The organism is Nonomuraea sp. NPDC049624, assembly GCF_040675255.1.
Classification (GTDB): Bacteria; Actinomycetota; Actinomycetes; order Streptosporangiales; family Streptosporangiaceae; genus Nonomuraea.
The window spans coordinates 735,780-762,562 of sequence record NZ_JBFAOR010000005.1 but is presented as its reverse complement, the minus strand read 5'-3'; the positions used below and the strand labels follow the sequence as shown (position 1 = coordinate 762,562).

Below are 26,783 nucleotides of genomic sequence, written 5' to 3'. Positions count from 1 at the left end.
CCCTCAGGAGCTGCGCATGTCCCGATCGATCAGATGCGTCCTGGCCGTGCTCGTCCTGCTGCTCGCCTCGGGGGTGGTGAGCGCCGGCAGCGCCGTCGCGGCGGCCGGTTCGACCGAGCTGGCCTCAGGCTGGGCGCTGCGCCCGGCCACCGGCCTCGCCGACACCGGCGCGGTGATCTCCACGCCCGGGTACGCCACCACCGGCTGGCACCCGGTCACCCTGCCCTCGACCGTCCTGGCCGGGCTGGTCGCCAACGGCGTCTACCAGGACGTCTACTTCGGCCAGAACCTCAAGAACGTGCCCGACCTGACCACCCAGGACTGGTGGTTCCGCGGCGAGTTCGCAGCCCCGGCAACGGCCCCCGGCCAGGTGTACTGGCTGCGTTTCAAGGGTCTCAGCTACCGCGCCGAGATCTGGCTGAACGGCGTGCGGCTCGACGCCGCGGCCGTGGGCACGTTCGTCGGCCACGAGTACGACGCCACCGCCGCGATCCGGCCCGGCGCGGTCAACGCGCTGGCCGTCCGGGTCACCCCGCCGCGCCACGACTGCAAGGACCTGTCCACCTGCACGGTCGACTGGAACCCCGAGGCCCCCGACATGAACGCGGGCATCTGGAACACGACCCTGCTGGACACCACGGGCCCGGTGGCCCTGCGCGACCCGTACGTGCGGACCACCCTGTCGGGCGGCGCCGCCGACCTGACCGTCTACGTGGACGCCGTCAACGCGACGAACGCCCCTGTCACCACCACGGTCAGCGGCACGATCAGCAAGGCGGGCCGGCCGGACCTCACCTTCTCCCAGGCCGTCACGCTGGCCGCGCGCGAGCGCAAGGAGGTCGCCTTCGCGCCGCTGCACGTGAGCGATCCGGTGTTGTGGTGGCCGTACCAGTTCGGCAGCCCCGAGCTGTACCGCCTGACGGTCGGCGCGGGCGCCTCCGACAGCAAGACCATCGACTTCGGCATCCGCGAGGTCACCGACTACCGCACCACCGTCAACGGCACCTCGTTCGCCGGATACAAGATCAACGGCCGGCCGATCCTGCTGCGCGGCGGCGGGTACGTGTGGGACCTGATGCAGCGCTGGGACACCAGGACGAACGCCGCCCACATCGCCTACGTCAAGGACATGGGCCTGAACACCATCAGGCTGGAGGGCACCCTCGGCAACGAGGAACTGTACGACATGGCCGACAAGGCGGGCATCCTGGTCATGCCGGGCTTCGTCTGCTGCAGCGCCTGGGAGGACGACAGCGCCTGGACCGCCGAGCAGGAACAGGTCGCCCGCGCCTCGCTGGACAGCCAGCTCCGCTCGCTGCGCCACCACGCCTCGGTGTTCCTGTGGACCTACGGCAGCGACCAGCCGCCGACGGCCGCGCACCTGGCCGCGTACAAGAGCGTGGCCGCCGCCCTGCACTGGCAGAACCCCACCCTGGACAACGTCGCCACCTGGTCCAACGCCGACGCCGGCATGAAGATGGACGGCCCGTACGTGTGGGAGCCCCCGGTGTTGTGGTGGGACGAGAGCCGCAGCGGCGGCGCGTACGGCAGCACGGGGGAGGAGGGCACCGAGTCGCCGCCGCCCCTGGAGACGCTGCAACGCTTCCTCGCGCCCGCCGACGTCTGGCCCATCGGCACGGCCTACAACTACCACGCCGGCAAGCCGGGCAGCGTGTTCGACACCATCGCGCCCTACAGCACCGGCCTGGCCAGGCGCTACGGCACGCCCGCCTCCGCCGCCGACCAGTCCCGCAAGTCCGAGGCGCAGAACTACGAGAACGCCCGCGCCTTCTTCGAGGCGTGGAGCGCCAGGCAGCACGTGCGCTCGTTCGGCTCGATCTTCTGGATGCTGAACAACGCCTGGCCGTCGGTCCACTGGAACCTCTACGACTACTACCTCAAGCCCGGCGGCGGCTACTTCGGCGCCAAGAAGGCCACCGAACCCGTGCACATCGCCTACGACTACCTCACCCGGGCCGTGCACGTGGTCAACTCGACCCTCACCACGCGGTCCGGGCTGACCGCCACGGTGTCCGTGCACAACCTGCCGGACCTGGCGCAGAAGTACACCGCCACGGCCCCCGTCACCGCCACGGCCAACACGGGCGTCCAGGTGCTGACGATCCCGGCGCTGACCGGGCTGTCGCGGACGTACCTCATCAGGCTCCAGCTCAAGGACGCCGCCGGCGCCAAGGTCAGCGACAACGTCTACTGGTACTCCACCGCGCCCGACACGCTCGGCAACAAGAGCAACTGGTACCGCACCACGCCGAAGACCTACGCCGACCTCACCGGCCTGAACGCCCTGCCCGCCGCCGACGTCGCCGCCACCGGCGTCCGCGCCGTCTCCGCCGGGACCGAGACCGTCACGATCACCCTGCGCAACCCGTCCGGCCTGGCCTTCCTCCTGCGCCCGGAGGTGATCGCGGACGGGCGCGAGGTCGTACCGGTGACCTACACCGACAACTACGTCACGCTGTGGCCGGGGGAGAGCACGACCATCACGGCCACGTACCGTACGAGCGACCTCGGCGGCCACCAGCCGGCGCTCCGCGTACGCGGCTACAACGTCCCCACCACGACCGTCCCCCTCACCTGACCGCCCCCGTCACCTGACCGGCCCCCGTCGTCAACGAGGGGGCCGCCGGTCAGGGGGTGGCCAGTGCGTCGGCCCAGGGCGGGTTCGCGCCCGCCACCGAGCACGTCAGCGCCGACACCCGGGCCGCGAACGACGCGGCGGCCACGGCGGTGTCCAGGTCGAGGCCGTCGAGCCGGCCGCCGAGCAGGCCGCGGGCGCCCAGGTCGTGCAGGAGCCCGGCGGTGAAGGAGTCGCCGGCGCCGACCGTGTCCACGACGTCGACCTCCGGCGCCCGCACCTCCGCCCGTTCGCCGTCGAGGGACACCAGGGCCCCCGCCGCCCCGCGGGTCACCACGACGAGCCGGGCCCCGGCGGCGTGCCAGGTGTCGCAGGCCCGTTCCACCGGCACGCCGGGCATCAGGAAGCGCAGGTCGTCCTCGCTGAGCTTGAGCAGGTCGGCCCACCGGCACCAGCGCTCGACCCGGTAGTCCTCGCGGGCGGCCAGAGTGGGCCGCACGTTGGGATCGACCGAGACCGTGGCCCGCGCGGCGGCCGCGCGCGCGAACTCCTCGACCGCCGCCCGGCCCGGCTCCCTGACCAGCGCCAGCGACCCGGTGTGCAGGCAGGCGGCCGGGCCGAGCCGGGCCGGGGCCAGCTCGTCCGGGCTCCACTGCCAGTCGGCGGTGCCGCCCGCGTAGAAGGTGTAGGCGGCCTGGCCGCCGCCGTCGAGCGCGGCGACGGAGAGCGTGCTCGGCTCCGCGGCCTCGACGGCCGCCGACAGGTCCACGCCCGAGGACGCCAGACGCTCACGGAACAGCGCGCCGAACACGTCGCCGGAGATGCGTCCGAGGAAACGGGCCGGCGTGCCGAGCCTGGCCAGCGCCACCGCCGTGTTGGCCGGGCCGCCGCCCGGCAGCACCCGCAACCCGAGCTCGCCCTGCCCCGCGCCACCTGCCGCGGTGGTGAAGCCGTCGGCGACGCACTCGCCCAGAACAGCGATCATCGAGCCTGCCTTTCTGAGGCGCGCGCCGCCGATGCCGTACGCCTGGGGCGGCATCGACGTCTCCGGATGGGAGCTCATCATCGCAGCCCGGCCGCCTTCCCCGCCCACATCGGCTGCGGGGTCGGGTGCGTGGCTCGTCAGGAGCTCTGGTCGCCGTCCTTCAGGTGGCCGGGAAGGCCGGTGTTCGGGACGTCGAGCTGCTGGGCGTACCGGTCGTTCAGCTCCGACCAGCCGAAGTCGACCGCCGCCGCACCCCGGATCGGCGGGATCGGCCGCCCTTCGAGCAGCCGGTCGGCCACGTCGAGGCAGATGTGCCACCCGGCCGCCACCTTCGGCAGCAGGTCGCGATCCAGGACGGTGTGCCGCAGCGTCAGACGGGCGCCGCCGCCGGTCGCCGCCAGCTCCCAGCGCAGCAGGTCGGTGCCGAACGTGTACTCCAGCAGCGTCTGCGGCTGGACGCGGACGACCTCGGCCGCCAGGTCCTGGGGCTTCTCGTCGTCGATCATCGTGAGGGTCGCGCCACCGGCCTCGGAAAGATCCCGGTCAGCGGTGTACGGGGCCCACGCGGCGAGCTGTCCGGGCTCGGTCAGCGCCCGCCACACCTTCTCCGGCGGATGCCGCAGGTCACGGACGAAGACGAGGGTCCAGCGGCCTTCCGTCGTCTCGCTGCCCCGGGGGTTGCGGGGGCCGGGGGTTGCGGGGGCCGGGATTCCGGTCGGGCATGTGGTTTTTTCGTGTCCGTCCGAGGGCTCGCTAATGTTATCTCTTCGTGATGTGCGATGCTGGCGAACGATTTGCCCTGAGAGGTGATGTATAGCGAAGATTGGCCGCCCGACTTTTCGTTTTTATCGTGAAAATTTGGTCAGCGCTGTCCGATCATTCTTATGGTTACGATTCCTTCGTCCAGTCGTTCTGCGGAGCGGAGGGGAAGAAGGGCGCCATCGATTCCCACGATTTGGCCGAACTCGAAAAGCGCCGAAACGACCCCGACTTCGCCGTGGCGTTCGCCGCCGTGATGCCGCCGCGCCAGCTCAAGAGCCTTCTGGCTGGGCTGCGCCGCGCGCATGCCATCCAGTCCACCAGCCTCGACAGGCTGGCCAGGGCGCTGAGCACGCTTCTCGGCACCGCTTCGCGGGCACCCGGCGCGGCCAGGATCTCGACCCCTTACGTCCACCGTCTGCTCGAAAACCTCGACGACCCGGAAACCGGCTTCGCGCTCGGGCAATTGTTGCGATACGGCCGTTTCGCCGACGTGTTCCTGCGCGACCTCGCCTTCAAGGTCTACGACTACGAACGCAGCCAGCCTCCCGCGTCTCCGTACTGGCGGAACCTGCGCCCGGACTCACGGCCGATGTGCGCCATTCCCCTGGACGAACGGGACCCCATGGCGGCCGTCATGGCCGCCCTGTCCAACCATCCCAGGGCCGCCCGCGAATTCCTGACGGACGAGCGGCGGGACCCGCTGGAATATCTCCTCTACGAGCGCTTCTGGCCCGGAGGCACCGAGATGTACCTTGACCGGGCGATCGACATCGCGGGCCTGTAGCAACCCCGCACCGGACGTCTGATCCGACGGCCGCAGGCGGCCTTCCGCTCGGCGCTGCGGAGACGGCCTCCGGCCCGGGGGCGGCGATCACGCCGAGTTCGCCTCGCCGGTCCTGTGGCCGAGCCCCCCTCCGCCCTCTCATCGCGCGCGCCGCCCGGCGAACGTTCTGAACTCAGTCGACGATCGCGCCGCTGGTCAGGTTGGCGATCGTCCCGGTCATGGCCCCCGCTCGGTCCGACGCCAGGAACGCGGCCGTCTCCGCGATCTCGGAGAGCGTCGGCAGCCTCTTGAGCAGCGTCCCCTGTGCCATCGCGCCGCCGTCGAGCATCTCCTCGACCGACTGTCCGGCCGCTGCCGCCGCCTGCTCGAAGAGCTCCTTGGTGTAGGAACCCGCTGCCGGCGCGTCGACGACGGCGTGCGGACGGATGCCGATCACCCGGACGTTGCCGGGCGCCAGCTCCGCGGCCAGCACCCGGGAGAACGCCTCCTTGCCGGCCGCGCTCACGGCGTGCCCCAAAATGCCGCCCACGGCCAGCTTGGCGCCCGGCTCCGACAGCGTCAGGATCACACCGGGACGCTCGCCTCCCATGTGCCGCGCCACGGCCTTGCTGGTGATGAACAGCGTGCGCAAGAAGCCGTCGATCGGCCGCATGAACTCCTCCAGCGACAGATCCGCCAGCAACGTGCCCTGGTCGTGCGGGACGCTCACGGCGTTCACGGCGATGTCGATGCCGCCGGCCGTCGCCGCGACCGCGTCGGCGTGCTTGTCGACCGCCTCCTGGTCGAGCACGTCGACCTGCGCGGTCTCGACCGTTCCGCCGGCGGCGGCGATGTCGCGCGCCACGACGTCGAGCTTCGCCTGCGTCCGCCCGGCGATGAAGACGTTCGCGCCTTCCCGGGCGAAGACCCGCGCGATGGCGCCGCCGATGGCGCCGCCGCCTCCGTAGATCACAGCGTTCTTGTCCTTGAGCAGCAATCCGCTCATCGGTGACCTCCACATGATTGTTCTTCCGGTCTTCCGGGCGGACGGACAGGCGGGTTCGCTGATCGCACCGTGGGCGCCGCCAGGGAGCCGTCCGCCGTTCACGAGCACACTTGCGTGATGCAAGCGACAGTAGAGGGGTAGTCTTGCATCACGCAAGTGCTGCTCTGGGAGGCGGGGTCGCCATGCTGGGCAAGACGTACGACACGCAGGTGTGCTCGGCCGCCAGGGCGCTGGAGGTCATCGGCGAGCGATGGAGCCTGCTGATCGTGCGCGACGTGCTGTTCGCCGGGGCGACCCGGTTCGCCGACTTCCAGCGCCTCGGCATCGCGACCAACATCCTGGCCAAACGCCTGGACAGCCTGGTCGACGCGGGCGTCCTCGAACGGCGGCCGAGCAAGGAGCAGCCCGACCGGGGCGGCTATGCCGCGACCCGGAAGGGACTCGACCTGGCACCCGTGATCATCGCGCTGACGGAGTGGGGTGACCGATGGGCGGCGCCCGACGGTCCGCCCATCCTGTATCGGCACACCGGTTGCGGCGGGGCCATCACCGAGCAGACCACCTGCGGCACCTGCGGAGAGGTCACCGACCTCGCGCAGATCCACGTCGTCCACGGCCCCGGCTTCCCCGAGGCCCTCAAGGCGTCCCGGAAGAACCGCTCGGACGCCGCCGACCCGCGGTGACACCTCACCTCGGGAATCCCCGCCATCGCGACGACCATGCCGATGACGTGCAGGGCCGCGAAGGCGTACGCGGCTGCCGTGGCCGAGCGGCGGCACCATGCGGCACTCAAGGATCTTGTATCGAATCCGTGAATCGCGGCGCGACACCCCCGGCGGACGACCCAAAACTCCATGCGATCTCCACCCGGATCATGCTGGGATCGACCCCTATGAATGATCATTCACTCGATGACGCCGACTTGCTGGACAGGATGGAACGGAACCTGGCGGAACACGCCTGTCACCTCCACCGAAGCATGACCGGCGCGACCGTCACGCAGACCGATGACCTCCTGATCGCCGACAGCGGCCTGGACGACGACACCTTCAACATCGTCGCCACGGCCCGCTTCACCGCCGCCGACGCCGAGGCGCGCATCAGCGAGACCGCCCGGACGTTGGCGCGCACCGGCCGCCGTTTCTCCTGGTGGGTGGGGCCCGCCTCGACACCGCCGGACCTCGGTGCTCGCCTGACGGCGGCCGGTCTGCCGGCGTCCGAACGCGAGACGGCGATGTGGGCCGAGCTGGACGGCGCCCTGCCACCGCCCGCCGTCCGGGGGCTGGACATCCAGAGGGTCGCCACGCCGGGACAGCTCGCCGACTACGCCGCGGTTCTCGCCGCGAACTGGGACCCGCCTGCCGACACCGTCCGCCGCTTCTTCGCCCGCGCCGCCCCGCAGGCACTGGCCGCGCACTGTCCGGCCCGGTATCTGGTCGGCTACGTGGACGGCCGTCCGGTCTGCTCCGCCGAAGTGTTCCATCACGCGGGGGTCGCCGGCATCTACAACATCTCCACCCTGGCCACCCACCGCCGACGGGGCTACGGCGGCGCCATCACGCTCGCGGCACTCCGCACGGCCCACGACCGGGATCATCGCATCGCGGTCCTGCAGGCGTCAGCCGACGGCGAGCCCGTCTACCGCCGCCTGGGCTTCCGCCCCTGCGGCCACTACACCGAACACCCCGTCAACCCCTGAACGCCGGGCGCTGGTGCACAGCCTCTCATCGAGGGCCCGGTCCCGGTGAGGCGGTGGATGCCGCGCTCGACAGCCGTGTGGTGCGGATCTCGTCGGGCCGGCCTCATCAACCCGGTGTCACCGGGGCCGGCAGGGCCAGGCAGAGGGCGTCCAGCGCGGCGGCGAACGCGTGCTCAGCCGGTGTGCCGTACCCGACGACCAGGCCGTCGCGTGCCGGCATGGCGCTGTCCGGATGCCGGTAGGGGCCCAGGCCGTCCAGGGCGAGGCCGAGGCGGCGGGCGGCGCGCAGGGTGGCCTCCTCCGTGCCGGGAGGAAGGTCGAGCACGGCGTGCAGGCCGGCGGCGATGCCGCTGACGGTGATGTGCGGGGCGCGCTCGGCGAGCGTGGCCGTGAGCAGGCTCCGGCGGCGCCGGTAGATCGCGCGCATCCGGCGCAGCTGGCGGTCGTAGGCGCCGCAGGCGATGAAGTCGGCCAGGGCGAGCTGGTCGGTGACGCTCGACCAGAACTCGCGCGAACCTTTGGCGGCGAGCACGTCGTCCACCAGCCGGGTGGGCAGCGCCATCCAGCCGAGCCGCAGCGACGGGGACAGGCTCTTGCTGGTCGAGCCGAAGTAGACGACGCGGTCGGGGTCGAGGCCCTGCACGGCGCCGACCGGTTCGCGGTCGTAACGGAACTCGCCGTCGTAGTCGTCCTCCAGCACCAGGCCGCCCGTGGCGCGGGCCCAGTCGATGACCGCGGCCCGCCGCCGGGGGTGCAGGGCGCCTCCGGTGGGGTACTGGTGCGCCGGCGTCAGCAGGACCGCTCGCACGTCTGTCGCGGGAAGGTCCTCGATCCGGGCGCCGTGGGCGTCCACGGTGAGCGGGACGGTCCTCAGCGCTGCTTCGGTCAGCAGAGACCGGTGGAAGGCGAGCCCGTAGGCCTCGACGGCGACCGGGCCGCGCAGTACCTGGCACAGCAGCCGCAACCCGTGCGCGTACCCCGAGCAGATCACGATGTGCTCCGCCGTGGTGCGTACGCCTCTGGTGCGCGCCAGGTAGTCCACCAGCGCCTGACGCACCTCGGGCCGGCCGCGGGGGTCGCCGACGCCGAAGGCGTCGCTGGGCGCGGCGGTCAGCGCCCGCCGGGCCGACGTGGCCCAGGCCGAGCGGGGGAAGGCGGCGGCGTCGGGGGAACTGGGCATCAGATCATGGACGATCCGCGGGCGGGACGGACGCGCGGGAGCTCGCCGCAGGTCCGGCTCCACCGGCGCGGCGCGGTGCGCGACCTGGGTGCCCGACCCCTGACGCGCGGTGAGCCAGCCCTCCTCGACGAGCTCGGCGTAGGCGGCGGCCACCGTGTTGCGGGCGATGCCCAGGTCCACGGCGAGGGCGCGGTAGGGCGGCAGCCGGGTGCCGGGCGCCAGCCGTCCCGACCGTATGGCCTCGCGCAGGGCCCGCATCAGCCGTACCCGGGCGCCGCCGCTGCCGGTCAGCTCCAGATGCAGGTCGCTGCCGTTCACGAATTGGCCCAGGAAAGAGTCATGAGAATGCACCATATTGTGGGCCGATCACGCTCCTAGCGTGGTGGCCATGACGAACATTGCCCTTGCCGAACGGATGAACCTCTCGCGTGTCGCCCCCAAGGTCTTCAAGGCCGTGCTGGCCCTGGACGCCGCGGCTCGCGAAGGGCTGGACCCGGTGCTGATCGAGCTGGTGCAGATCCGCGCCTCGCAGATCAACCGGTGCGCGTACTGCATCGACTACCACACCGGCGACGCCCGCCGGGCCGGTGAGAGCGAGGCGCGGATCTACCAGCTCAGCGCCTGGCAGGAGGCCGGCCTCTACACCGCGAAGGAGCGCGCCGCACTGGCGCTCACGGAGGCGGTGACCCTGCTGCCGCGAGGAGTCGAGGACGAGGTGTACGACGAGGCCGCGCGGCACTTCGACGACAAGGAACTGGCCCAGCTCATCGCGCTGATCTTCACGGTCAACGCCTGGAACCGCATGAACGTGACCACGCGCAGGACCCCCGGCACCGAGTAAGCCCCCCGTGTCCCTGTTTCCGGGCGGTGGCCGCCTCGTCGCGGCCACCGCCCGCGCCTTGACCACACCCGGAAAGGTCCCCCACCCATGACCACCATCGACGCGAGCTCGCCGGACGCGGCCCAGGGTCCCGGCCCTTCACCGGTCCGGGGCTGGTCCGCGATCCTCGCCGTCACGCTGGGCATCTTCGCCCTGATGACGTCCGAACTGCTGCCCGTCGGACTGCTCACCCCCATCGGCACCGCCCTCGACCTGTCCGAGGGCACCACCGCGCTCATGGTCACCGTGCCCGGGCTGGTCGCCGCCGTCGCGGCGCCGCTGGTCACCGTGGCCACCGCCCGGATCGACCGCCGCCTGGTGCTGGTCGTGCTGATCGGCATCGTGGGCGCGGCCAACCTCGCTTCCGCCTTCGCCACCAGCTTCGCCGTCGTCCTGCTGGCCCGCTTCCTGATCGGCATCAGTGTCGGCGGCTTCTGGTCCCTGGCCGGCGGCATCGCCCTGCGCCTGGTGCCCGAACGCCACGTGGCCCGCGCCACCGCGGTCGTCTTCGGCGGCGTCGAAACCGCCTCGGTGCTCGGCGTGCCCGCCGGCACCCTGACCGGTGACCTCGCCGGCTGGCGCACCGCGTTCGCCGCCGTCGGCGTGCTCGGCCTGATCTCGCTGGCCTGCATGGTCATCGTGATGCCGAAGGTGGCGCCGCAGCGCACCCTGACGTTCGCGGACCTGCCGCGCGTGCTGCGCACCCACCGCGCCGTACGCACCGGCATCGCCATGACCTTCCTGGCCATCACCGGGCATTTCACCGCCTACACCTTCCTGCGGCCCATCCTCCACGACGACGGCGTCGCCGACGACATGATCAGCGTGCTGCTGCTCGTCTTCGGCATCGCCGGCATCTGCGGCAACTTCCTCGCCGGCGCCCTGGTCGCCACGCGCCTGCGGCAGACCGTGTGCGGCATCGGCCTGCTGCTCACCGCCGCCATGGCCGCCGTCGCGATCGGCAGCCACGACGTCCTGTCCGCGGCCGCGGTCCTGGTTGTCTGGGGACTGGCGTACGGCGCCGTCCCGGTCACCTTCCAGACCTGGATGCTCAACGCCGCCCCTACCGCCACCGAGGCCGCGTCCTCCCTGTACGTCTCGACGTTCAACCTGTCCATCGCCCTCGGCGCCTTCGCCGGCGGCCTGGCGGTCGACACCGCCGGCCCGGTGAGTGTGCTGTGGATCGGCGGCGCCCTGGCCGTTCTGGTGCCGCCGCTCGTCACCGTCGCGGGCCGCCGGACATGACGACGGCCCGCACCGCCTCAAGGCATTTCACGAACTGCCCATCCTTCGGCAGAGGAGGTGACACGGTCGCGCGCCGGGGAGCGTTTCACAAGCGACCACCCGTGAGACACCGCACGCAGCAGACCACGTCGAGGGCGAACGCCGTTCCACGGGTGAGTGCACATGGGCAGGCACACGAAATCACCGCGGGACAGTCCAGCGGGGGAGGGTCAGGGGCGGAGGCCGGTGAAGAGGTCTTCCTCGTGGTCGGGGGCGTTGACCTTGTTCAGCTTCCGTTCGAAGGCCTCGTGGGAGAACGCCTGCTGCTGGGCCTCGTCGGGCATGCGGAGGAGGAAGATGTTCTCGCCCTGGCTCTCGTGGGCCTTGAGGGCCTTGAGCTTGCGCTCGACGTAGGGGGTGACGTCGACGACGGCGTTGACCCGCTCGTCGGGGGTGCCGAAGTCGTCGGACGGCTCGAAGCCGCCCAGGTCGACGCCGCTGTCGCGCATCAGCTCGAACATGCGCTTGATCGCCGCCCGGGGGATCGCCGTGTAGTAGAACTTGTCGGGGACGCCGGTCGCCTCGACGGCGGCCACCGTGATGCGGTGGGCCTGCACGTGGTCGGGGTGGCCGTAACCGCCGCCGCCGGTCTCGTCGTAGGTGATCACCACCTGCGGGCGGTAGCGCTCCATCAGCTCGCCCAGCCTGGCGGCGGCCACCTCGACCGGCACGTTGGCGAACGCGTCGGGATGGTGGTTGGTGTCCCAGCCGTCCATGCCGGAGTCGCGGTAGCCGAGCAGCTCCAGGTGGTCGATGCCGAGGTGGGCGACGGACTCGCGCAGCTCGGCCAGCCGCCGCTCGGCCACCCTGGCGGCGTCGTGACCCTCCTCGCCTGGTTTGACGCCGCCCGTGTCGTCACCCTGCTCGCCGTTGGTGCAGGTGACCAGCACGGTGCGGATGCCCTCGTCGGTGTAGCGGGCGAGGACGCCGCCGGTGCTCAGGCACTCGTCGTCGGGGTGGGCGTGGACGACCATCAAGGTGAGTTCCCGATCCATGAAGGGAACCCTACTCGGCGCGTGCGACACTTCCGGCCGCGCGTTCGCGGCGACCGTCAGGGAGAGACGGGCGGGACGAGCAGCGGGTCAGGCCTCGGCGATCAGCGTCGCGGCCCTGCGGCGGGCGACGGCGGCGGCCGCGCGGTCGCCCAGCCCCTCGGCCACCGCCGCCTGCTTGAGCCAGTTGAACGGGCTGCCCGGCCGTACGCCGATGCGCTCGCTCACCAGCGCCCGCGCCAGCTCGTGCCGCCCGCCCCGCAGCGCCGCCTCCAGCAGCGTCTTCTGCACGGCGTCCCGCTGGGCGTGGCTGCCGCCGAACTCGCCGACCCGGTGCCTGATCGGGTGCAGCAGGTCGACCACCGCCGCGAAGTCGCCCCGCCCGTACGCCACCAGGGCCCGGCACACCGGCAACCCCACCCGCATCGTCATCGCGACGTTGGTGACCCCCGGACGGCCCTCCAGCGTGTACGCCTCCCGCGAGGCGATCAGCTTCTCCGCCTCCCCGATCCGCCCGGCCCCCACGTACGACATGACCGCGTGCACGTCGTTGAAGGCGTAGAACGGCTCGGCCACCAGCGGCGGCCACGCGTCGGCCAGGGCCTGCCAGCGTTCGTGCTGGTCGGAGCCCTCCAGCAGGAGCCGCCAGAGCAGCGCGGCGGCGTCCAGCAGCTCCATGGACGTGCGCCCGCCGGCCAGCGCCGCGTCGTGCACCTCCAGCGCCCGCCGCTCGTCGCCGGCCTCCAGGGCGTAGAGGGCGTAGTGCCACCAGGTGTGGACGTTGAAGAACGTGCCGGTGGACCAGTCGCCCAGGCGGGCGTCGAGGTAGCGCACGCCCTCGCCGAAGCGGCCCTGCATCTCGTAGGTGTGCACGACCGCGTGGATGCCCCACACGTCGCGCGGGTCGAGCTCGACGGCGCGCAGGCCGACCTGCTCCGAGCGGTCGTAGTGGCCGGCCTCCTCCAGGCCGAAGGCGTACATGCCGAGCACCTGGCCGAAGTGCCGGTCGTCCTCGTGCCAGGCGGTGAGCGCGCCGCCGATCCGGTCGCGCAGCGAGCGGGCGTCGCCGGTGAAGAAGTCGAGCTGGTGCCCGGCGGCCAGGGCCAGCGCGTCGCGTGGGTGGGCGACGGTGACCTCGGCGAGCAGCGCGCCGCAGGTGGTCAGGTCGCCGTCGAGCAGCGCCTGGACGGCCGCCACGTGGGCACGCTCGCGCGGCAGCAGCGACGACTCGTCGGCCTGGCGGCGGAAGGACGCGAACCGGGCCCGCGCGGCACGGGCGCCGGCCGCCTCGGTGGTCAGCAGGTCGAGGTAGGCGGACAGCACGTTGCCCATCGGGAAGCCGGGGGAGTCGGCCAGCGCGGCGGCCGCCTCGGCGGCGACCTCGGCCCGGAAGTGCAGCAGCTCGTCGATCGCCCGGTCGTAGTGGCGCGCGGCGGCGGCGCTCGCGCCGGTCATGGCCAGGCCGTGCTGGTCGGTGGTCACCCGGCCACTGTAACCGCGCGACCGCCGGCGGCTCAGGGCGACGGCCCGCCGGCCGCACAGCTCATTCGCTTCCGCACGACCCCACGACAACCCTTGTCCGGATAAGTCGCCAGCCGTAATGTTTGTGGCCGAACAAGGTGAAGGAGAGTCATGCGCCTGGCAGACGTCGACCTCGCCGACCCCGGCCGGTTCACCGACGGAGTGACCCCGTGGCGCATGTTCGACGTGCTGCGCGAGCAGTCGCCCGTCCACTGGCAGGACGAGCACGGGCACGGCAGGGGCTTCTGGGCGGTCACCAGGCACGCCGACATCGTGGCCGTCGGCCGCGACCCGGAGACGTTCACCTCCGAAGGCTTCACCAACCTGGAGGAGGTGGACGAGCGGCAGGCCGCGATCCGCCGTTCCCTGCTGGAGACCGACGGCCCGCGCCACCACGCGCTGCGCCGGCTGCTGCTGCGCGACTTCTCGGCCAGGGCGGTGGCAGGCTACGAGGTGTTCCTGCGCGGCCTGACCGCCACGACCCTGGACGCCGCCCTGCCCAAGGGCGAGTTCGACTTCGTCAAGGAGGTCGCCGCCGACTTCCCGATCAACGTGCTGGCCCGCATGCTCGACGTGCCCGACACCCAGCGGCTCATCGACTGGGGCAACCAGATCATCGAGAACACCGACCCGGAACGCCTGCGCGACAGCGAGGAGTTCAAGGACCTGCCCTTCCGCAGCCCGGCCTCCCTGGAGGTCTTCGAGTACGGCCGCGAGCTGGCCGCCCGCCGCCGCGGCGGCCAGGGCACGGACCTGGTCAGCCGGCTCGTCAACCAGGAGCCCGTGGACGGCCGGCCGCTGTCGGACCGCGACTTCGACAACTACTTCCTGCTGCTGGTCGTGGCCGGGAACGAGACGACCAGGCACGCCGTCTCGCACGCCATGCTCGCCCTCATGGAGCACCCCGCCCAGCTCGACCGGCTGCGCGCCGACCCGGCGCTGATGCCGCGGGCCGTGGACGAGTTCCTGCGCTGGGCCTCGCCCGTCTACCACTTCCGCCGTACCGCCACCCGCGACGTCACCCTGCACGGCCGCCGCGTCGCCGCCGGCGACAAGGTCGTCATGTGGTACGCCTCGGGCAACAGGGACGAGCGCGTCTTCCCCGAACCCTACCGGTTCGACGTGGGCAGGGACGCCGACGAGCACCTGACGTTCGGCAGGGGCGGCCCGCACTACTGCCTCGGCGGCGCGCTGGCCAGGCTGGAGATCCGGGTGCTGTTCGAGGAGCTGCTGCCGCGCCTGTCGTCGATCGAGCTCGCCGGCGAGGTGCGCAGGATCCGCTCGAACTTCGTCAACGGCATCAAGGAGCTGCCGGTCAGATGCTCTCCAGGTGCTCCATGACGCGCCGCAGGGAGCCGGCCAGCTCGCGCCGCTGATCGCTGTCCAGCTCCTTGACCACGAACGCCTCCTGCCGGTTGAACTCCGGGAACAGCTCGCGCATCAGCCGCTCGCCGGTCGCGGTGAGCGCCAGCATGACCCGGCGGCCGTCCGTGGGGTGCGGGAAGCGCCGCAGGTGCCGGTAGGACTCCAGGGTCTTGACCACGCCCGTGAGCGTGCCCTTGGAGATGCCCGCCTCGGCGGCGACGTGGCGGGTCTCGCTCTCGCCCCAGATCCACACCACCCACATCACCACGAACCCCGTCCAGGTCAGGCCGGTGTCGCGCAGGACGGTCTGCTCCAGGTGGTTGCGGATGGCCGAGGACGCGCGGTAGACGTTCGACACCGCCCACATGGCCTCGAAGTCGATGTTGAGGTCGCCCAGCCGCTGGCCGATGGCCTCCTCGGTCTGGCGCAGCGTGTGGTGTCCCGTCATGGCACGAAAGTATATTCGGTACCTAACAATCTTCACGTCCGCCGCTCACGAACGGGACCAAACGACCCGGCCGCCGAACACCGTCAGGTCCACCGGCGCGGCCACGACGTCGTCGTCCGCCGTCGCCGCGCTGACGCACAGGTCGGCGACCTTGCCCGGGGTGAGCGTGCCCTTCCAGCCCTCGGCGAAGTCCTGCCGCGCTCCGGCGATCGTATAGGTGGCCAGGGCCTCGGCGAGCGAGATGCCCTCGCCGTCGCGGGCGACCAGCGCCGCCACGCCCGCCCGCCAGTCCGGCGCGGTCACCGGCGCGTCGGAGCTGCACGCGGTCAGCACGCCCGCGTCGATCGCCGAGCGGGCCGGCCACTCCTGCTCGGCCGCCCGCGCGCCGAACAGCTCGCGCGTGGTGCCCGACTCGACGCGTTGCAGCACCGGCTGGAGGTTGATCCCGTAACCCAGCTCGCCCAGCGTGGCCAGCGCCTGCTTCGAGGCGAACTGGCCGTGGATCACGTAGTGGCGGGGGTCGGCCCTCGGGTGCTCGCGGGAGATCGCGGCCAGTGCGTCCACGACGGCGTCCACGCCCCGGCTGCCCACGACGTGCACGCCCGCCTGCAGGCCGGCCACGTGCACCAGGCGCAGGATCTCGTCCAGCTCGGCGACCCGCTCGGCGTCCGTGCCGCCGTGCGTGCACAGCGAGCCGTGCCCGCCCGACGGGTACGCCTCCCGCATCCAGGCCGTCTCCGACGGCGGGATCCCGTCGGCGAACACCTTCACGCCCAGCAGCCGGACCAGCCGCTCGTCCACGCCGTCCAGGTCGTCCGGCAGGCGGTCGAGGTAGGCGGCGGTGTCGGCGACCGAGGCGCCCGACATCGGGCTCGGCAGGCCCAGCACGCTCACCCGCGCGGTCAGCTCGCCGGCCCGCGCCAGCTCCGCGTACGCGCCCAGCACCCCCGGCCCCATGCCGCCCGCGAACGCCTCACCGCCGCCCGGCCCGAGGCCCGGCTCGGTGAAGCTGGTGATCCCGGCCCGGTTCAGCTCGGCCACCACCTCGCGCAGCACCCGCCTCAGCCCGCCGGGCGGCGGCGGCACCAGGCGCTGGACCAGGCCCTGGTCCCCGTGGTGCAGCAGGCCGTCGCCGTCGTCGGGCAGCCCGGCCAAGCGCAGCGCGGCGGAGTTCGCCCACGTGGTGTGGCCGGAGAAGTCCTGGAGGAGGACGGGATGGTGGGGGGCGACGTCGTCCAGGTCCGTCCTGGACGGCGACCGGCCCTCGGCCAGCCGGCCGGGGTTCCAGCCGATCCCGCGCACCCACTCGCCGGGGCCGGCGGCGCGCACCGCGGCGGCGACCCGCTCCCGCACCTCGGCGATCGACCCCACCGCCACGTCCACGCAGAACGGCGGGCGGGTCAGGCCGTAGCCGCAGGCGTGCAGGTGGGAGTCGTTGATCCCGGGCAGCAGGACGCGGCCCCGCAGGTCCACCACCTCGGCCGCGCTCCACCCGGCGGCGTCGCCGACGTGCACGATCACGCCGTCGCGCACCGCCACGCCGGTCGCGTACGGCCGCGCCGGGTCCATGGTGAGCACCCGCCCGTTGACCAGCAGAAGATCGGCGTTCGTCATGAATCAGCTCCCAAATAGGCGCGCCTGAGCGCGGCATCCGACTCGCGCAGCGGCGCCGGGTCGCCGCCGTAGGTGATCGCGCCGTGGACCAGCACGTACGCGCTGTCGGCCAGGGCCAGGGCCGCGTGCGCGAACTGCTCGACCAGCAGCACCGCGCAGCCCTCGTCGGCCAGCCGCCGGATCACCGGCAGCAGCCGGCGCACGACGCCCGGGGCCAGGCCGAGCGACATCTCGTCGAGCAGCAGCGCCACCGGGCCGGTCCCGATGGCCCTGGCCAGGACCAGCATCTGCTGCTCGCCGCCGGACAGCAGCCCGGCCCGCACGTCCAGCCGCCGCTCCAGCTCGGGGAACAGCTCCAGCGCCCGCCCGGGGTCGCCGGCCAGGGCCAGGTTCTCGCGCGCGGTGAGCGTGGCGAACACGGCCCGGCCCTGCTCCACGTGCGCCAGGCCGTGCCGGGCCCGGTGGGTGCGCGGCCGGCCGGTCAGCGTGGTCCGGCCGAGCACGATCTCGCCCCCGGCGGCGGGCAGCACGCCCGAGACCGCTTCGAGCAGCGTGGTCTTGCCCGCGCCGTTCGGGCCGAGCAGGACGGTGACCTGCCCGCGCGCGGCGGTCAGCGTCACATTCCTGACGACCGGCTGGCCGCCCCTGGCCACGGTCACGTCCCGCAGCACGAGGTCCATGGGGTCGCCTCCCGTCCGCCCGCTCACGCGGCGGGCTCCTGGCCCAGGTAGGCCCGCAGGACGCCGGGCTCGGCGAACACCTCGGCGGGCGGGCCCTGGGCGATGACGCGGCCGAAGTCCAGCACGGTCACGGCCGTGCACGCCGCCCTGACCAGGTCCAGGTCGTGCTCGATGAGCAGGACGGCGGCGCCGTACCGGGCGGGGACCCGGCGCAGCCAGGCGCCCAGCCGTTCGCTCTCGGCGTGGCCGAGGCCGGCGGCGGGCTCGTCCAGCACCGCGACCGCGGGACGGGCCAGCAGCGTCCCTGCCACCTCCAGCAGCCGCCTGCTGCCCACGTCGAGCGCGGCGATCGGGTCGCCGGGCGCCGCCGCCACCAGCCCGGCCAGGCACTCCGCCAGCTCGGCGTCGCTCAGTGGGCGGCGCGCGGCGAAGCGCAGGTACTCGCGCACCGACAGGCCCACCGGCACCCGGTCCTGCTGGAACGTGCGGCGCAACCCGGCCCTGGCGCGCCGGTGGACCGCCGTGCCGCCCCGGGCCCCGGCGACGGCCACGCCGCCGACCTCGACCAGGCCGCCGCCGGCGGGCACGAACCCGCTGATCGCGTCGACCAGGGACGACTTGCCCGCGCCGTTCGGGCCGACCAGCCCGTGCACCTCGCCGGCGAGCACGGTGAGTGCGACGCCGTCCACGGCCACGACCTGGCCGTACCGCACGCTGACGCCCTCGATCCGCAACGCCGGCGGCCGTCCGTCCGGACCGGGCGCGGGCAGCTCGGGGTCAGCCGCCGCGGCGGGCACGGCCGGCGCGGCGCCGGACCCGCGGGCGCGGCGGGCACGGCGGGCGCGCAGGGCGGCGCGCAGGCCGTCGCTGATGCCCGAGCCCTGCGTCATCGCCTGCACCGCGCCCACCGCGAAGACGACGTTCGCCCACTGCTGCGGCACGCCGAACCGCCGCAGCAGCTCGCTCACCAGCACGCCCAGCGCGCCGCCGATGAGCGCGCCCTCCGCGTGGTGGGCGCCCGCCATCACGGCCACCGCGTAGGCGACCAGCGACTGGCCCGGGTCGAAGTTGCGCGAGACCACCATGGCGAGCTGCCCGGCCAGCAGCGCCCCCGACAGGCCCGCGATGAAGGCGCTGACCGCGAAGGCGCTCAGCTTGGCCCCCGGCACGCTGGTCCCGGCCGCCGCCGTGGCCCGTTCGGACTCCTTCAGCGCCCGCCACGACGCGCCGAGCCGGGTCCGCCGCAGCACCGCCAGCGCCACCGCCACCAGCGCGAAGACGCCGCAGCAGAACAGGAAGAACTGGCGGTCGGAGGCCAGCCCCGCCGGACGGCCCACCACCACGCCCCGGCTCACGCCGGGGAAGGAGTTGGCGGCCATCACGACGTCCACGGTCGCGGCGAAGCCCAGCGTGACGATCGCCAGGTGCACGCCGCGCAGCCGCAGCGCCGGCAGGCCGATGAGCAGCCCGAACGGCACGGCGGCCAGGCCCGCGAGGGGCAGCCAGACGTACAGGCCGCCGGGGACGCCCCAGACGTTGAGCTGGGCGGTGGTCCAGGCGCCGATGGCGGCGAAGGCCATCTGGCACAGCGACACCATCCCGGCCTGCCCGGCCACCACGCCGAGGCTCTGCAGCAGCACCCCGGAGATGACCGCCGACATCGCCAGGAACACCCAGTACGCCGGCAGCCCGGCGGCCAGCCCGTAGGCCGCCGCCGCCATCAGGACGCCGGCGAGCGCCCACCGCAGCACCGGCCGGTCAGCGGGACGCATCCCACACCTCCCGCCGCCGGCTCCACACGAGGATCAGCAGGATGGCCGCGAACGGCACCACGTCCCGGTACTGCTGCACCACCGCCGACCCCGCGAGCACCCCTTCGAGCAGCCCGAGCGCCAGGCCGCCGGCCAGCGCCCCGGCCAGCCGCCGCAGCCCGCCGAGCAGCGCCGCCGCGCAGGCGGGCACGATGAGCATGCTCAGCGACAGGATGTCGCTCGACCGCACGGGCGCCACCACCAGCAGCACCAGCGACGACAGCGCGCCGGCCAGGGCCCACACGGTCACGGTGAGCGCCCTGGTGCCGATGCCCAGCAGCTCCGTGGTCACCGGACGCTCGGCCATGGCGCGCAGGCGCAGGCCCAGCGGCGTCCGGGTGAGCAGCAGCCAGGTGCCCGCGCCGATCACCACGGCCAGGGCGAGCAGCACGACCGCGCCCTGCGTCACCACGACGCCGGCCAGCGTGGCGACGCGGCCCGCGGCCGGGTTCGGCAGCACCCGGGGCTCGTCGCCGAAGGCGATGTAGGCCAGCGCGATGATCCCGATGAGCTGCGCGATCGACACCGCGGTACGGGTCTGCGGCCCGCTCTCGGCGAACCACCGCGTCATCACGAACCCGCACCCGGCCGACACCAGCGCCCCCGCCGCCACCCCGGCCAGGGCCGCCGCCCAGTACGGCCACCCCGTCCCGGCGAGCGCGGCCATCACGTACACCCCGGCCACGCCGGTCGCCGCGACGGCCAGGTTCACCGTCGCGGTCAGCCGGTACATGGCGGTGAGCAGGAGGCCGAGGGCGGCGAACGTGCCGCCCGCGGCCAGCCCCGAGACCAGGCCCTGGAACATCAGCCGAGCGTCCCCGGGTAGCGCACCCACTCGCGGGTGACCACGTGCCACGCCCCGCCCCTGAGCTGGACGATCTTGCCGGCCCGGTTGGAGAAGTGCCTGGGGGCCTGCCCGAACTCGTACGGGGTGCCGGTCATCGGGGTCTGGACGGGCTTGAGCGCCTGGAAGGCCGCCGTCACCGACTGCCGGGTGATCGGGCCCTTGATCGTCTTCAGCGTGTCCACGAAGTAGGTGGCCGCCAGGTAGCCGCCCTGCCCGAAGGAGGTCAGCGGCACGTTCCTGGAGGTCATGAGCGTGCGCCAGTCCTTCAGCGCGGGCGAGTCGGCCTCGGTGAACGGCTCGAACTCGGCGTTGGCGTACATGCCGTCGCCGTCGGCGCCCAGGGCCTTGGCGACGGCCTCGGTGTAGGGGGCGGTGGTCATCAGCCAGTCGATCCCGCTGACGCCCTGCTGCTTGACGACCTTCATCCAAGAGATCGCCATCGGCTCGGTGCCGTTGTACAGGACCGCCTGGCAGCCCTCCCGCCGGGCCCGCAGCACGAACGGCGTCGGGTCGGAGTCCGGCTTGACCGTGCGGTCGTCCAGGGCGAGCTTCTTGCCGGTGAGCGCGGTCCAGCTCTTCACGGCCCCGCCGTAGGCGTCGTTGGTGTTGCCGAGGATCGCCAGGAACATGCAGACCTTGTCCCGTTTGAGCACCTCGGAGGCGTAGTAGAGGTTGATCGCCATGTTGAGGTACGGGCCGGTGTTCACCGGGGAGATCGCCGGGGAGTCGAAGCAGGTCGGGTCGACGCCGGTGCCCTGGACGGAGACGATCCGCGACTGCTGGTAGAAGGGGGCGTTCACGGCGCAGTCGAGCAGGCTGGCCGAGCCGACCAGCGCCACCACGCCCTGGTTGGTGACGACGTCCCGGGCGGCCTGGGCGGCGGCGGCCGGGTCGCCCTTGTCGTCGGCGCTGACGTACTCGATCTTGTGGCCGTTGACGCCGCCCTGCTCGTTGACCCGGTCGAAGACGGCCTTGGCGGCGGCCGAGGAGTCGGGGAAGGTGACCGCGCCGCTCAGCGAGCTGACGCCGCCCACCTTGATGACGTCGCCGGCGCCGCCGGACGAGGCGGCCGGCGGGTCGTCGGACAGGCCGCACCCGGCGGCCAGCAGCAGGACGGCGAGCGGGACGGCGAGTGCCCTCATGGGGATCATGGGCGACCTCTCTGCGGATTTTGGAGGGATCGTAAGGTGCCAAACGATTGGGTTCAAGAGCTAGCTTGATGAAGATCGTTCGGGTATGAATGCAAGATGAAGCAACCGCGCATGCAACTCGTGCTGTCCGAGAACTGGACGATGACCTCGGCCCGCGACCTGCCGGTGCTGGTCCGGTGGGCACGCGAGGCCGAGGACGCCGGGTTCGACTCGGTCATGATCAGCGAACACCTCGTGCTCGGCCCCGACGCCGGCGCCCGGGGCCGCATGGCCAACCCCCGCGAGTACGCGCTGCCCGGCAACCAGGACCCGTTCACGCCGTGGCCGTACTCGCTGGGCCTGCTGGCGGCCGTCGCCTCGGTCACCACCCGGCTGCGCCTGGCCGCCGCCGCGGTGCTCGCCCCGCTGCGCCACCCGCTGGCGCTGGCCCGCGAGCTCGGCACGCTCGACCTGCTGTCGCAGGGCCGGCTCGTCGTGCTGCCCACCGTGAGCTGGAGCCGCGACGAGTACGCCGCGCTCGGCGTGCCCTTCGAACGGCGCGGCGAGCTCCTCGACGAGCACCTGGAGATCTGGGAGCTGCTCTGGCGGGACTCGCCGGTCACCTACCACGGCCGGCACTACCGGTTCGACGAGGTGTACTTCGAGCCGAAGGCCTACCGGGAGAGCGGGCCCGCGCTGTGGTTCGGCGGCGCGCGGATGAGCGACCGGCTGCTGCGCCGGATGACCCGCTGGGGCAGCGGGTTCAACCCGCTCGGCTACCCGCCCGCCGAGGACATCAAGGCCCTGGCCGACGGCATGAAGGCGGCCGGTCGTGACATCGGCGAGCTGGAGCTGGCCGGCGGCACGCGGGCCGTCTTCCCCGACGCCGTCTCCTGCGCGCCGCTCGGGCCCGCCCTGGAGCACATCCCGGCCCGGATGGCCGAGGGGTACACCACGTTCTGCATCAAGCCGTCGCAGTTCATCGACGACCCGGACGGCGTGGGCGCGTTCTGCCGCGAGGTCATGCGGCGCGTGGGCGAGCTGACCGGCTGAGGACGTCGCGCGGCCGGCCCTCATCCGGCCGCGCGACGGGATCATGGGACGAGCGCCTCCCGGACCAGGGCCGTGTCGGTGAACTGCTCGAACCGGGTGGCCACGCCGTCCTCCAGGTGCCAGACGTGGGTGAAGCGCACCCTCATCGACTTGCCGGTGGCGCGGTAGGTGCCGCTGTAGTGGCCGATCACGACGACCACGTCGCCGCCGTCCACGAACTCCTCCGGCTCGGCCTGGTAGCCGTCCCACTCGCTGCCCAGCTTGGCGAACACCTCCGACAGCACCTGCTGCGGCCCCACGTACGTGCCCGCGTACGGGAAGCCGGCCATCTCCGTCCACCGGGCCTGCGGGCCTAGCAGGGACACGATGCCGTTCACGTCGCCGGCCGCGGAGGCCGCGTAGGAGGCGCGTACGGCGTCGAGATTGTCGCTCATCTGTGTTTCTCCTCAGACCGGTTCCTCACCGGCCGGATAGGTGACCTGACCCAGCGGCTCGATGTGCGCGCCGCCGGGGGAGTGGTGGATCTCGCCCTCGCCCGACAGGCCGAAGAAGGTGCCGACCGTGCGCAGGGCCGTCCAGTCGTAGAGCCAGGTGGCCGCGACCGGGATGCGGAACTCGCGGAAGGTGAACACGTACAGGCCGTCGGCGATCTTCCAGGTGGCGGCCAGGTCGACGTCGCCGTGGCCGCGCTGCGCGCCGGCCAGGCACTGCCAGGCGTAACGCTCGGAGCTGAGGTAGACGTGCTCGTAGAGGTGCTCGGGGCTGTAGCGGTACAGGGCCCGCCGGCCGATCAGCTCGCGGGTCGGCGCGGGCGGCTCGCCGGTGACCTCCCGGCCCTCGATCACGCCGGGCGTGAACGTCTGCGACACCCGCGGCTGCCCCGGGACCGGCTCGGGCGCGATGACCGAGACCACGCGCAGCGCCCGGCCCGTGCTGGTGTGCAGGACGGTGACCGTGTACTCGCGGGGCCGCTCGGCGTGCGCGCGGCCCACGTAGAACAGGTCCTCGCGCATGGCCACGGCCTCGTACGGCTCGGCGGGGCCGCCGTCGGCGTGCAGCTTGTAACGACCGGCGAAGGCCAGGGACGTCTTGCTGCCGTCGTCGAAGGTGAGGTCCACCTCGGTGCCCGCGAGCGCGTACGTGGCCGGAAGGCGGTTCGTGGCGATCCCGGGCGCGAAATCGTCCATGTTCTTCCAACCGGCAGGGCGATCGGTCATGGCCGCTCCTTCCTCCACGAATTCGTCTATGAAATCATATAGCTTCCCGTTGTAAAGGAGTAGGCGATGAGGCTCGAGGGAAAGGTCGCGCTGATCACCGGGGCGGGCACCGGCATCGGCGCGGCGACCGCCCGCAGGTTCGCCGCCGAGGGCGCCTCGGTCATGCTGACCGGCCGCCGTCCCGGGCCGCTGGCCGAGGTGGCCGCGGACCTCGGCGACGCGGCGGCCGTGGCCTGCGCGGACATGTCCGACACCGACCAGGCGCGGGCGGCGGTCGAGGCGTGCCTGGGCCGCTTCGGCGGGCTCGACGTGGTGGTGGCCAACGCGGGCGGCCACGGGGGCGGGCCTGTCGGCGAGACCGACGACGCGTCCTGGCGGCTCAGCCTCGACGCCAACCTCAACACCTGCTTCGTGACCTGCCGGGAGGCGCTGCCGGCGCTGGTGCGGTCGAAGGGGGCGATCGTGGTCGTGTCGTCGATCGCGGGCCTGGCCGCCGGCCCCGCCGTGTCTGGATATGTCACGACGAAACACGCGCTCATCGGCCTGACCCGCTCGATCGCCCGCGACTACGGGCCCCAGGGCGTCCGGGCCAACTGCCTGTGCCCCGGCTGGGTGCGCACGCCGATGGCCGACGAGGAGATGGACGTGCTGGTCGCCCGGGACGGCATCACCCGCGACGCGGCGTACGAGCTGGTCACCAAGGACGTGCCGCTGCGCCGCCCGGCGACGGCCGACGAGATCGCCGCGATCTGCCTGTTCCTCGCCTCGCCGGACAGCGCCGTCATGACCGGCAGCGTGGTCGTGGCCGACGGCGGCGCCACCGCCGTCGACCTGCCCACCCTCGCCTTCGACTGATCGTCCACGCCTAGAAGGCCGTTTCCCGGGCAAAGGGGAGTTCTTCGCAAACCCCCAGGAGGAACGGTGAGCACCGCACAGAGCGCGGGCCGCGACGCCATGGACGCGGGCCGTGAGGCCAAGAACGCGGCCCGCAGAGCAGCGGACAGCCCGGCGATGAACACGCTGGCCCGCATCGGGCTGGCCTGCCGCGGCGTGCTGTACGCGCTGATCGGAGTGCTGGCGTTGCAGATCGCCTTCGGCGACGGCTCGCGCCAGGCCGACAAGTCGGGAGCCATCACCACCATCGCCGGCCTGCCCTTCGGGCAGGTGCTGCTGTGGATCATGACGGTGGGCTTCGCCGGGCTGGCGTTGTGGCAGGCGTCGGAGGCGCTGTTCAGTCACCGCAAGGCGAGTGACCGCGCGCAGTCGGCCTTCCGCACCGGCGTGTACGTCCTGATCTGCGTGACTTTGCTGAGCGTGCTGCTGGCCGGTCAGGCCAAGTCCGACGACAAGCAGTCGCAGAACCTGACCAGCAAGCTGCTCGACCTGCCCGGCGGCCAGGTCATCGTCGGCCTGATCGGGCTCGGCATCGTCGCCCTCGGCATCTACTGGATCCACGAGGGCGTCACCAAGAAGTTCGAGCGCGAGCTCGACCTCGGCCGCATGTCGCCCAAGGCCCGCAAGGTGATGGAACGGCTCGGCCAGGCCGGCTACATCGCCCGCGGCGTGATCACCGGCGGCGCCGGCGTCTTCGTCGGCTACGCGGCCGTCACCTTCGACCCCGACAAGGCGGGCGGCATCGACGCCACCCTGCGGCGCTTCGCCGACACGCCGGTGGGGCCGTGGCTGCTCGCGGTGGTGGCACTCGGGCTGCTGCTGTTCGCGGGCTACTGCTTCGGCGAGTCCCGCTGGCGCCGTACCTGACGCGTCCCGGGCGGCGCACGCGCGGCGGGTCCCCGGCACGGGGGCCCGCCGCTTCGTGTGCGCGCCGGGTCAGTGTGCGCGCCCGCGTCAGGAGGGGCGCCCGCTGATCACCGCTCGGCCCATCGCCGGGTCGTCGCAGAACGCGCCGTCGATGCCCAGCTCGACGAGCCTGCCCAGCCAGCCGGCCACGTCGCCGGTGGCTCGCGGGTAGGCCGGGCTGGCCGGGTTCCCCCTGCGGTGGTCGGCGGGAAGCTGGGAGTTCTCGTTGCGGATCGTCCACACGTGCACCTCCAGCCGCCTGCGGTGGGCGTCCTGGACCAGCGTGGTCGGGGGCAGCGTCGCGCCCGAGGCGTCCACCGGGACCACCCGGCGGGTGTCCACGCCGATCCCGGCGGCGTACCGGGCCACCTCGCGCAGCCCGTCGGGGGTCACCATGTCGTCGTAGGTGCGGGTGCTGCCGGCGGCGACCCAGTCGTAGGGCGCGCCGCCCGAGGTGATGAGCTGGATGAGCGGCAGCCGCGTCCGTCCGCGCAGCTCGCGCAGGTTCGCCGTCTCGAAGGACTGGATGTACGCCTTGCGCACGTGGTACCGGTTCAGCACCTCCAGCAGCGGCTCCTCCAGCGACAGGCCGATCGAGTCGAAGTACGTCGGGTGCTTGGTCTCGGGATAGACCCCGACGCCGTGCCGCTGCGCCAGCTGGACGACCTCCTCGAACGTCGGGATCTCGGCCAGCCCGTCGAAGGCGGTGTTGTCCGGCCGCAGGTCGGGCACGCGTTCCCGGGCCCGCAGCGTCTTCAGCTCGGCCAGCGTGAAGTCCTCGGTGAACCAGCCGGTGACCGGCCGGCCGTCCACGGTCCTGGTGGCGCGCCGGTCGGCGAACTCGGGGTGGGCGGCCACGTCGGTGGTGCCGGAGATCTCGTTCTCGTGCCGGGCGACCAGCACGTGGTCCTTGGTGGAGACGAGGTCGGGCTCGATGTAGTCGGCGCCCATGGCGATGGCCGCCTCGTAGGACAGCAGCGTGTGCTCGGGCCGGTGGGCGCTGGCGCCCCGGTGACCGATCACGACGGGGGCCTGGCCGCGGCGCTCGGCCGTGGCGGATGGCGTCTGGGTCAGCACGACAGCGACCGTACCGCCGGCCAGGACGGCGGCCAGCACGCTCGCGAACAACCTGCGCGTCGTCATGCGGGCA

The 26,783-nt window shown here is 72.7% G+C and carries 25 protein-coding genes; 10 read left to right on the top strand and 15 right to left on the bottom strand.

Annotation, left to right across the window (positions count from 1 at the left end):
- Positions 1-16: 16 nt before the first annotated feature.
- Positions 17-2,599, top strand: coding sequence for a hypothetical protein (locus AB0J76_RS24460; RefSeq protein ID WP_352327080.1), 2,583 nt, complete (start codon positions 17-19; stop codon positions 2,597-2,599).
- A 49-nt stretch (positions 2,600-2,648) separates the two neighbouring features.
- Here the strand turns inward: AB0J76_RS24460 and AB0J76_RS24455 are convergent, their stop codons facing one another.
- Both AB0J76_RS24455 and AB0J76_RS24450 read right to left on the bottom strand, forming a co-directional pair.
- A complete protein-coding gene (locus AB0J76_RS24455; protein WP_352327081.1) occupies positions 2,649-3,581 on the bottom strand; it encodes a carbohydrate kinase in 933 nt (310 codons plus the stop codon).
- Between the two features lie 137 nt (positions 3,582-3,718).
- Positions 3,719-4,204 carry an SRPBCC family protein gene (locus AB0J76_RS24450; RefSeq protein WP_364390577.1) on the bottom strand — a complete coding sequence of 162 codons (486 nt, stop codon included), beginning with the start codon at positions 4,202-4,204 and terminating at the stop codon, positions 3,719-3,721.
- A gap of 227 nt (positions 4,205-4,431) precedes the next feature.
- On the opposite strand from AB0J76_RS24450, the gene AB0J76_RS24445 reads away from it, so the two are divergent.
- Complete coding sequence (locus tag AB0J76_RS24445; RefSeq protein WP_352327082.1) at positions 4,432-5,127, top strand: hypothetical protein; 696 nt, start codon at positions 4,432-4,434, stop codon at positions 5,125-5,127.
- A gap of 172 nt (positions 5,128-5,299) precedes the next feature.
- On the opposite strand, the gene AB0J76_RS24440 is transcribed toward AB0J76_RS24445, so the two are convergent.
- Positions 5,300-6,112 carry an SDR family oxidoreductase gene (locus tag AB0J76_RS24440; protein ID WP_352327083.1) on the bottom strand — a complete coding sequence of 271 codons (813 nt, stop codon included), beginning with the start codon at positions 6,110-6,112 and terminating at the stop codon, positions 5,300-5,302.
- Positions 6,113-6,294: 182 nt separating this feature from the next.
- Between AB0J76_RS24440 and AB0J76_RS24435 the strand changes: the two genes are divergently transcribed.
- On the top strand, positions 6,295-6,795 hold the full coding sequence (locus tag AB0J76_RS24435) for a helix-turn-helix domain-containing protein (RefSeq protein WP_352327084.1): 501 nt from the start codon (positions 6,295-6,297) through the stop codon (positions 6,793-6,795).
- Between the two features lie 296 nt (positions 6,796-7,091).
- Positions 7,092-7,811 (top strand): GNAT family N-acetyltransferase, encoded by a 720-nt coding sequence (locus tag AB0J76_RS24430; RefSeq protein ID WP_352327085.1) that lies wholly within the window; start codon positions 7,092-7,094, stop codon positions 7,809-7,811.
- Between the two features lie 106 nt (positions 7,812-7,917).
- Here the strand turns inward: AB0J76_RS24430 and AB0J76_RS24425 are convergent, their stop codons facing one another.
- Positions 7,918-9,309: a PLP-dependent aminotransferase family protein gene (locus AB0J76_RS24425; protein WP_352327086.1), complete on the bottom strand. Its 1,392-nt coding sequence runs from the start codon at positions 9,307-9,309 to the stop codon at positions 7,918-7,920.
- A gap of 70 nt (positions 9,310-9,379) precedes the next feature.
- Between AB0J76_RS24425 and AB0J76_RS24420 the strand changes: the two genes are divergently transcribed.
- Positions 9,380-9,832: a carboxymuconolactone decarboxylase family protein gene (locus AB0J76_RS24420; protein ID WP_352327087.1), complete on the top strand. Its 453-nt coding sequence runs from the start codon at positions 9,380-9,382 to the stop codon at positions 9,830-9,832.
- A gap of 87 nt (positions 9,833-9,919) precedes the next feature.
- On the top strand, positions 9,920-11,116 hold the full coding sequence (locus AB0J76_RS24415) for an MFS transporter (RefSeq protein WP_364390539.1): 1,197 nt from the start codon (positions 9,920-9,922) through the stop codon (positions 11,114-11,116).
- Between the two features lie 209 nt (positions 11,117-11,325).
- On the opposite strand, the gene AB0J76_RS24410 is transcribed toward AB0J76_RS24415, so the two are convergent.
- Together AB0J76_RS24410 and AB0J76_RS24405 are read right to left on the bottom strand one after the other, a co-directional pair.
- Positions 11,326-12,150, bottom strand: a complete 825-nt coding sequence (locus AB0J76_RS24410) for a PIG-L family deacetylase (RefSeq protein WP_352327201.1) — start codon at positions 12,148-12,150, stop codon at positions 11,326-11,328.
- Between the two features lie 87 nt (positions 12,151-12,237).
- Complete coding sequence (locus AB0J76_RS24405) at positions 12,238-13,629, bottom strand: tetratricopeptide repeat protein (protein ID WP_352327200.1); 1,392 nt, start codon at positions 13,627-13,629, stop codon at positions 12,238-12,240.
- Positions 13,630-13,779: 150 nt separating this feature from the next.
- Here AB0J76_RS24405 and AB0J76_RS24400 point away from each other — a divergent pair, with 150 nt between their 5' ends.
- Positions 13,780-15,009: a cytochrome P450 gene (locus AB0J76_RS24400; RefSeq protein ID WP_352327199.1), complete on the top strand. Its 1,230-nt coding sequence runs from the start codon at positions 13,780-13,782 to the stop codon at positions 15,007-15,009.
- On the opposite strand, the gene AB0J76_RS24395 is transcribed toward AB0J76_RS24400, so the two are convergent.
- The 6 genes from AB0J76_RS24395 to AB0J76_RS24370 are packed head-to-tail and all read right to left on the bottom strand — an operon-like array spanning position 14,984 to position 21,584.
- Positions 14,984-15,481, bottom strand: coding sequence for a MarR family winged helix-turn-helix transcriptional regulator (locus AB0J76_RS24395; RefSeq protein WP_352327198.1), 498 nt, complete (start codon positions 15,479-15,481; stop codon positions 14,984-14,986). The genes AB0J76_RS24400 and AB0J76_RS24395 overlap by 26 nt on opposite strands.
- Positions 15,482-15,526: 45 nt before the next feature.
- Positions 15,527-17,095: an amidohydrolase gene (locus AB0J76_RS24390; RefSeq protein ID WP_352327197.1), complete on the bottom strand. Its 1,569-nt coding sequence runs from the start codon at positions 17,093-17,095 to the stop codon at positions 15,527-15,529.
- A complete protein-coding gene (locus AB0J76_RS24385) occupies positions 17,092-17,802 on the bottom strand; it encodes an ABC transporter ATP-binding protein (protein WP_352327196.1) in 711 nt (236 codons plus the stop codon). The genes AB0J76_RS24390 and AB0J76_RS24385 overlap by 4 nt, the downstream gene beginning before the upstream one ends.
- Positions 17,799-19,547: an ATP-binding cassette domain-containing protein gene (locus tag AB0J76_RS24380; protein ID WP_352327195.1), complete on the bottom strand. Its 1,749-nt coding sequence runs from the start codon at positions 19,545-19,547 to the stop codon at positions 17,799-17,801. Before AB0J76_RS24380 ends, AB0J76_RS24385 begins: the two co-directional genes overlap by 4 nt.
- A complete protein-coding gene (locus tag AB0J76_RS24375) occupies positions 19,534-20,391 on the bottom strand; it encodes a branched-chain amino acid ABC transporter permease (protein ID WP_352327194.1) in 858 nt (285 codons plus the stop codon). Before AB0J76_RS24375 ends, AB0J76_RS24380 begins: the two co-directional genes overlap by 14 nt.
- Positions 20,391-21,584, bottom strand: a complete 1,194-nt coding sequence (locus AB0J76_RS24370; RefSeq protein WP_352327193.1) for an ABC transporter substrate-binding protein — start codon at positions 21,582-21,584, stop codon at positions 20,391-20,393. Before AB0J76_RS24370 ends, AB0J76_RS24375 begins: the two co-directional genes overlap by 1 nt.
- Before the next feature lie 96 nt (positions 21,585-21,680).
- Between AB0J76_RS24370 and AB0J76_RS24365 the strand changes: the two genes are divergently transcribed.
- Positions 21,681-22,616: a TIGR03619 family F420-dependent LLM class oxidoreductase gene (locus tag AB0J76_RS24365; protein ID WP_352327192.1), complete on the top strand. Its 936-nt coding sequence runs from the start codon at positions 21,681-21,683 to the stop codon at positions 22,614-22,616.
- Positions 22,617-22,657: 41 nt separating this feature from the next.
- Here the strand turns inward: AB0J76_RS24365 and AB0J76_RS24360 are convergent, their stop codons facing one another.
- On the bottom strand, positions 22,658-23,050 hold the full coding sequence (locus AB0J76_RS24360) for a nuclear transport factor 2 family protein (protein WP_352330080.1): 393 nt from the start codon (positions 23,048-23,050) through the stop codon (positions 22,658-22,660).
- A gap of 12 nt (positions 23,051-23,062) precedes the next feature.
- Complete coding sequence (locus tag AB0J76_RS24355) at positions 23,063-23,833, bottom strand: MoaF C-terminal domain-containing protein (protein ID WP_352330079.1); 771 nt, start codon at positions 23,831-23,833, stop codon at positions 23,063-23,065.
- Between the two features lie 66 nt (positions 23,834-23,899).
- Between AB0J76_RS24355 and AB0J76_RS24350 the strand changes: the two genes are divergently transcribed.
- Together AB0J76_RS24350 and AB0J76_RS24345 are read left to right on the top strand one after the other, a co-directional pair.
- Positions 23,900-24,688: an SDR family NAD(P)-dependent oxidoreductase gene (locus tag AB0J76_RS24350; RefSeq protein ID WP_352330077.1), complete on the top strand. Its 789-nt coding sequence runs from the start codon at positions 23,900-23,902 to the stop codon at positions 24,686-24,688.
- Between the two features lie 66 nt (positions 24,689-24,754).
- Complete coding sequence (locus tag AB0J76_RS24345; protein WP_352330076.1) at positions 24,755-25,594, top strand: DUF1206 domain-containing protein; 840 nt, start codon at positions 24,755-24,757, stop codon at positions 25,592-25,594.
- Between the two features lie 87 nt (positions 25,595-25,681).
- Here AB0J76_RS24345 and AB0J76_RS24340 read toward each other — a convergent pair whose 3' ends face one another.
- On the bottom strand, positions 25,682-26,776 hold the full coding sequence (locus AB0J76_RS24340; RefSeq protein ID WP_352330074.1) for a glycerophosphodiester phosphodiesterase: 1,095 nt from the start codon (positions 26,774-26,776) through the stop codon (positions 25,682-25,684).
- Positions 26,777-26,783 lie beyond the last annotated feature (7 nt).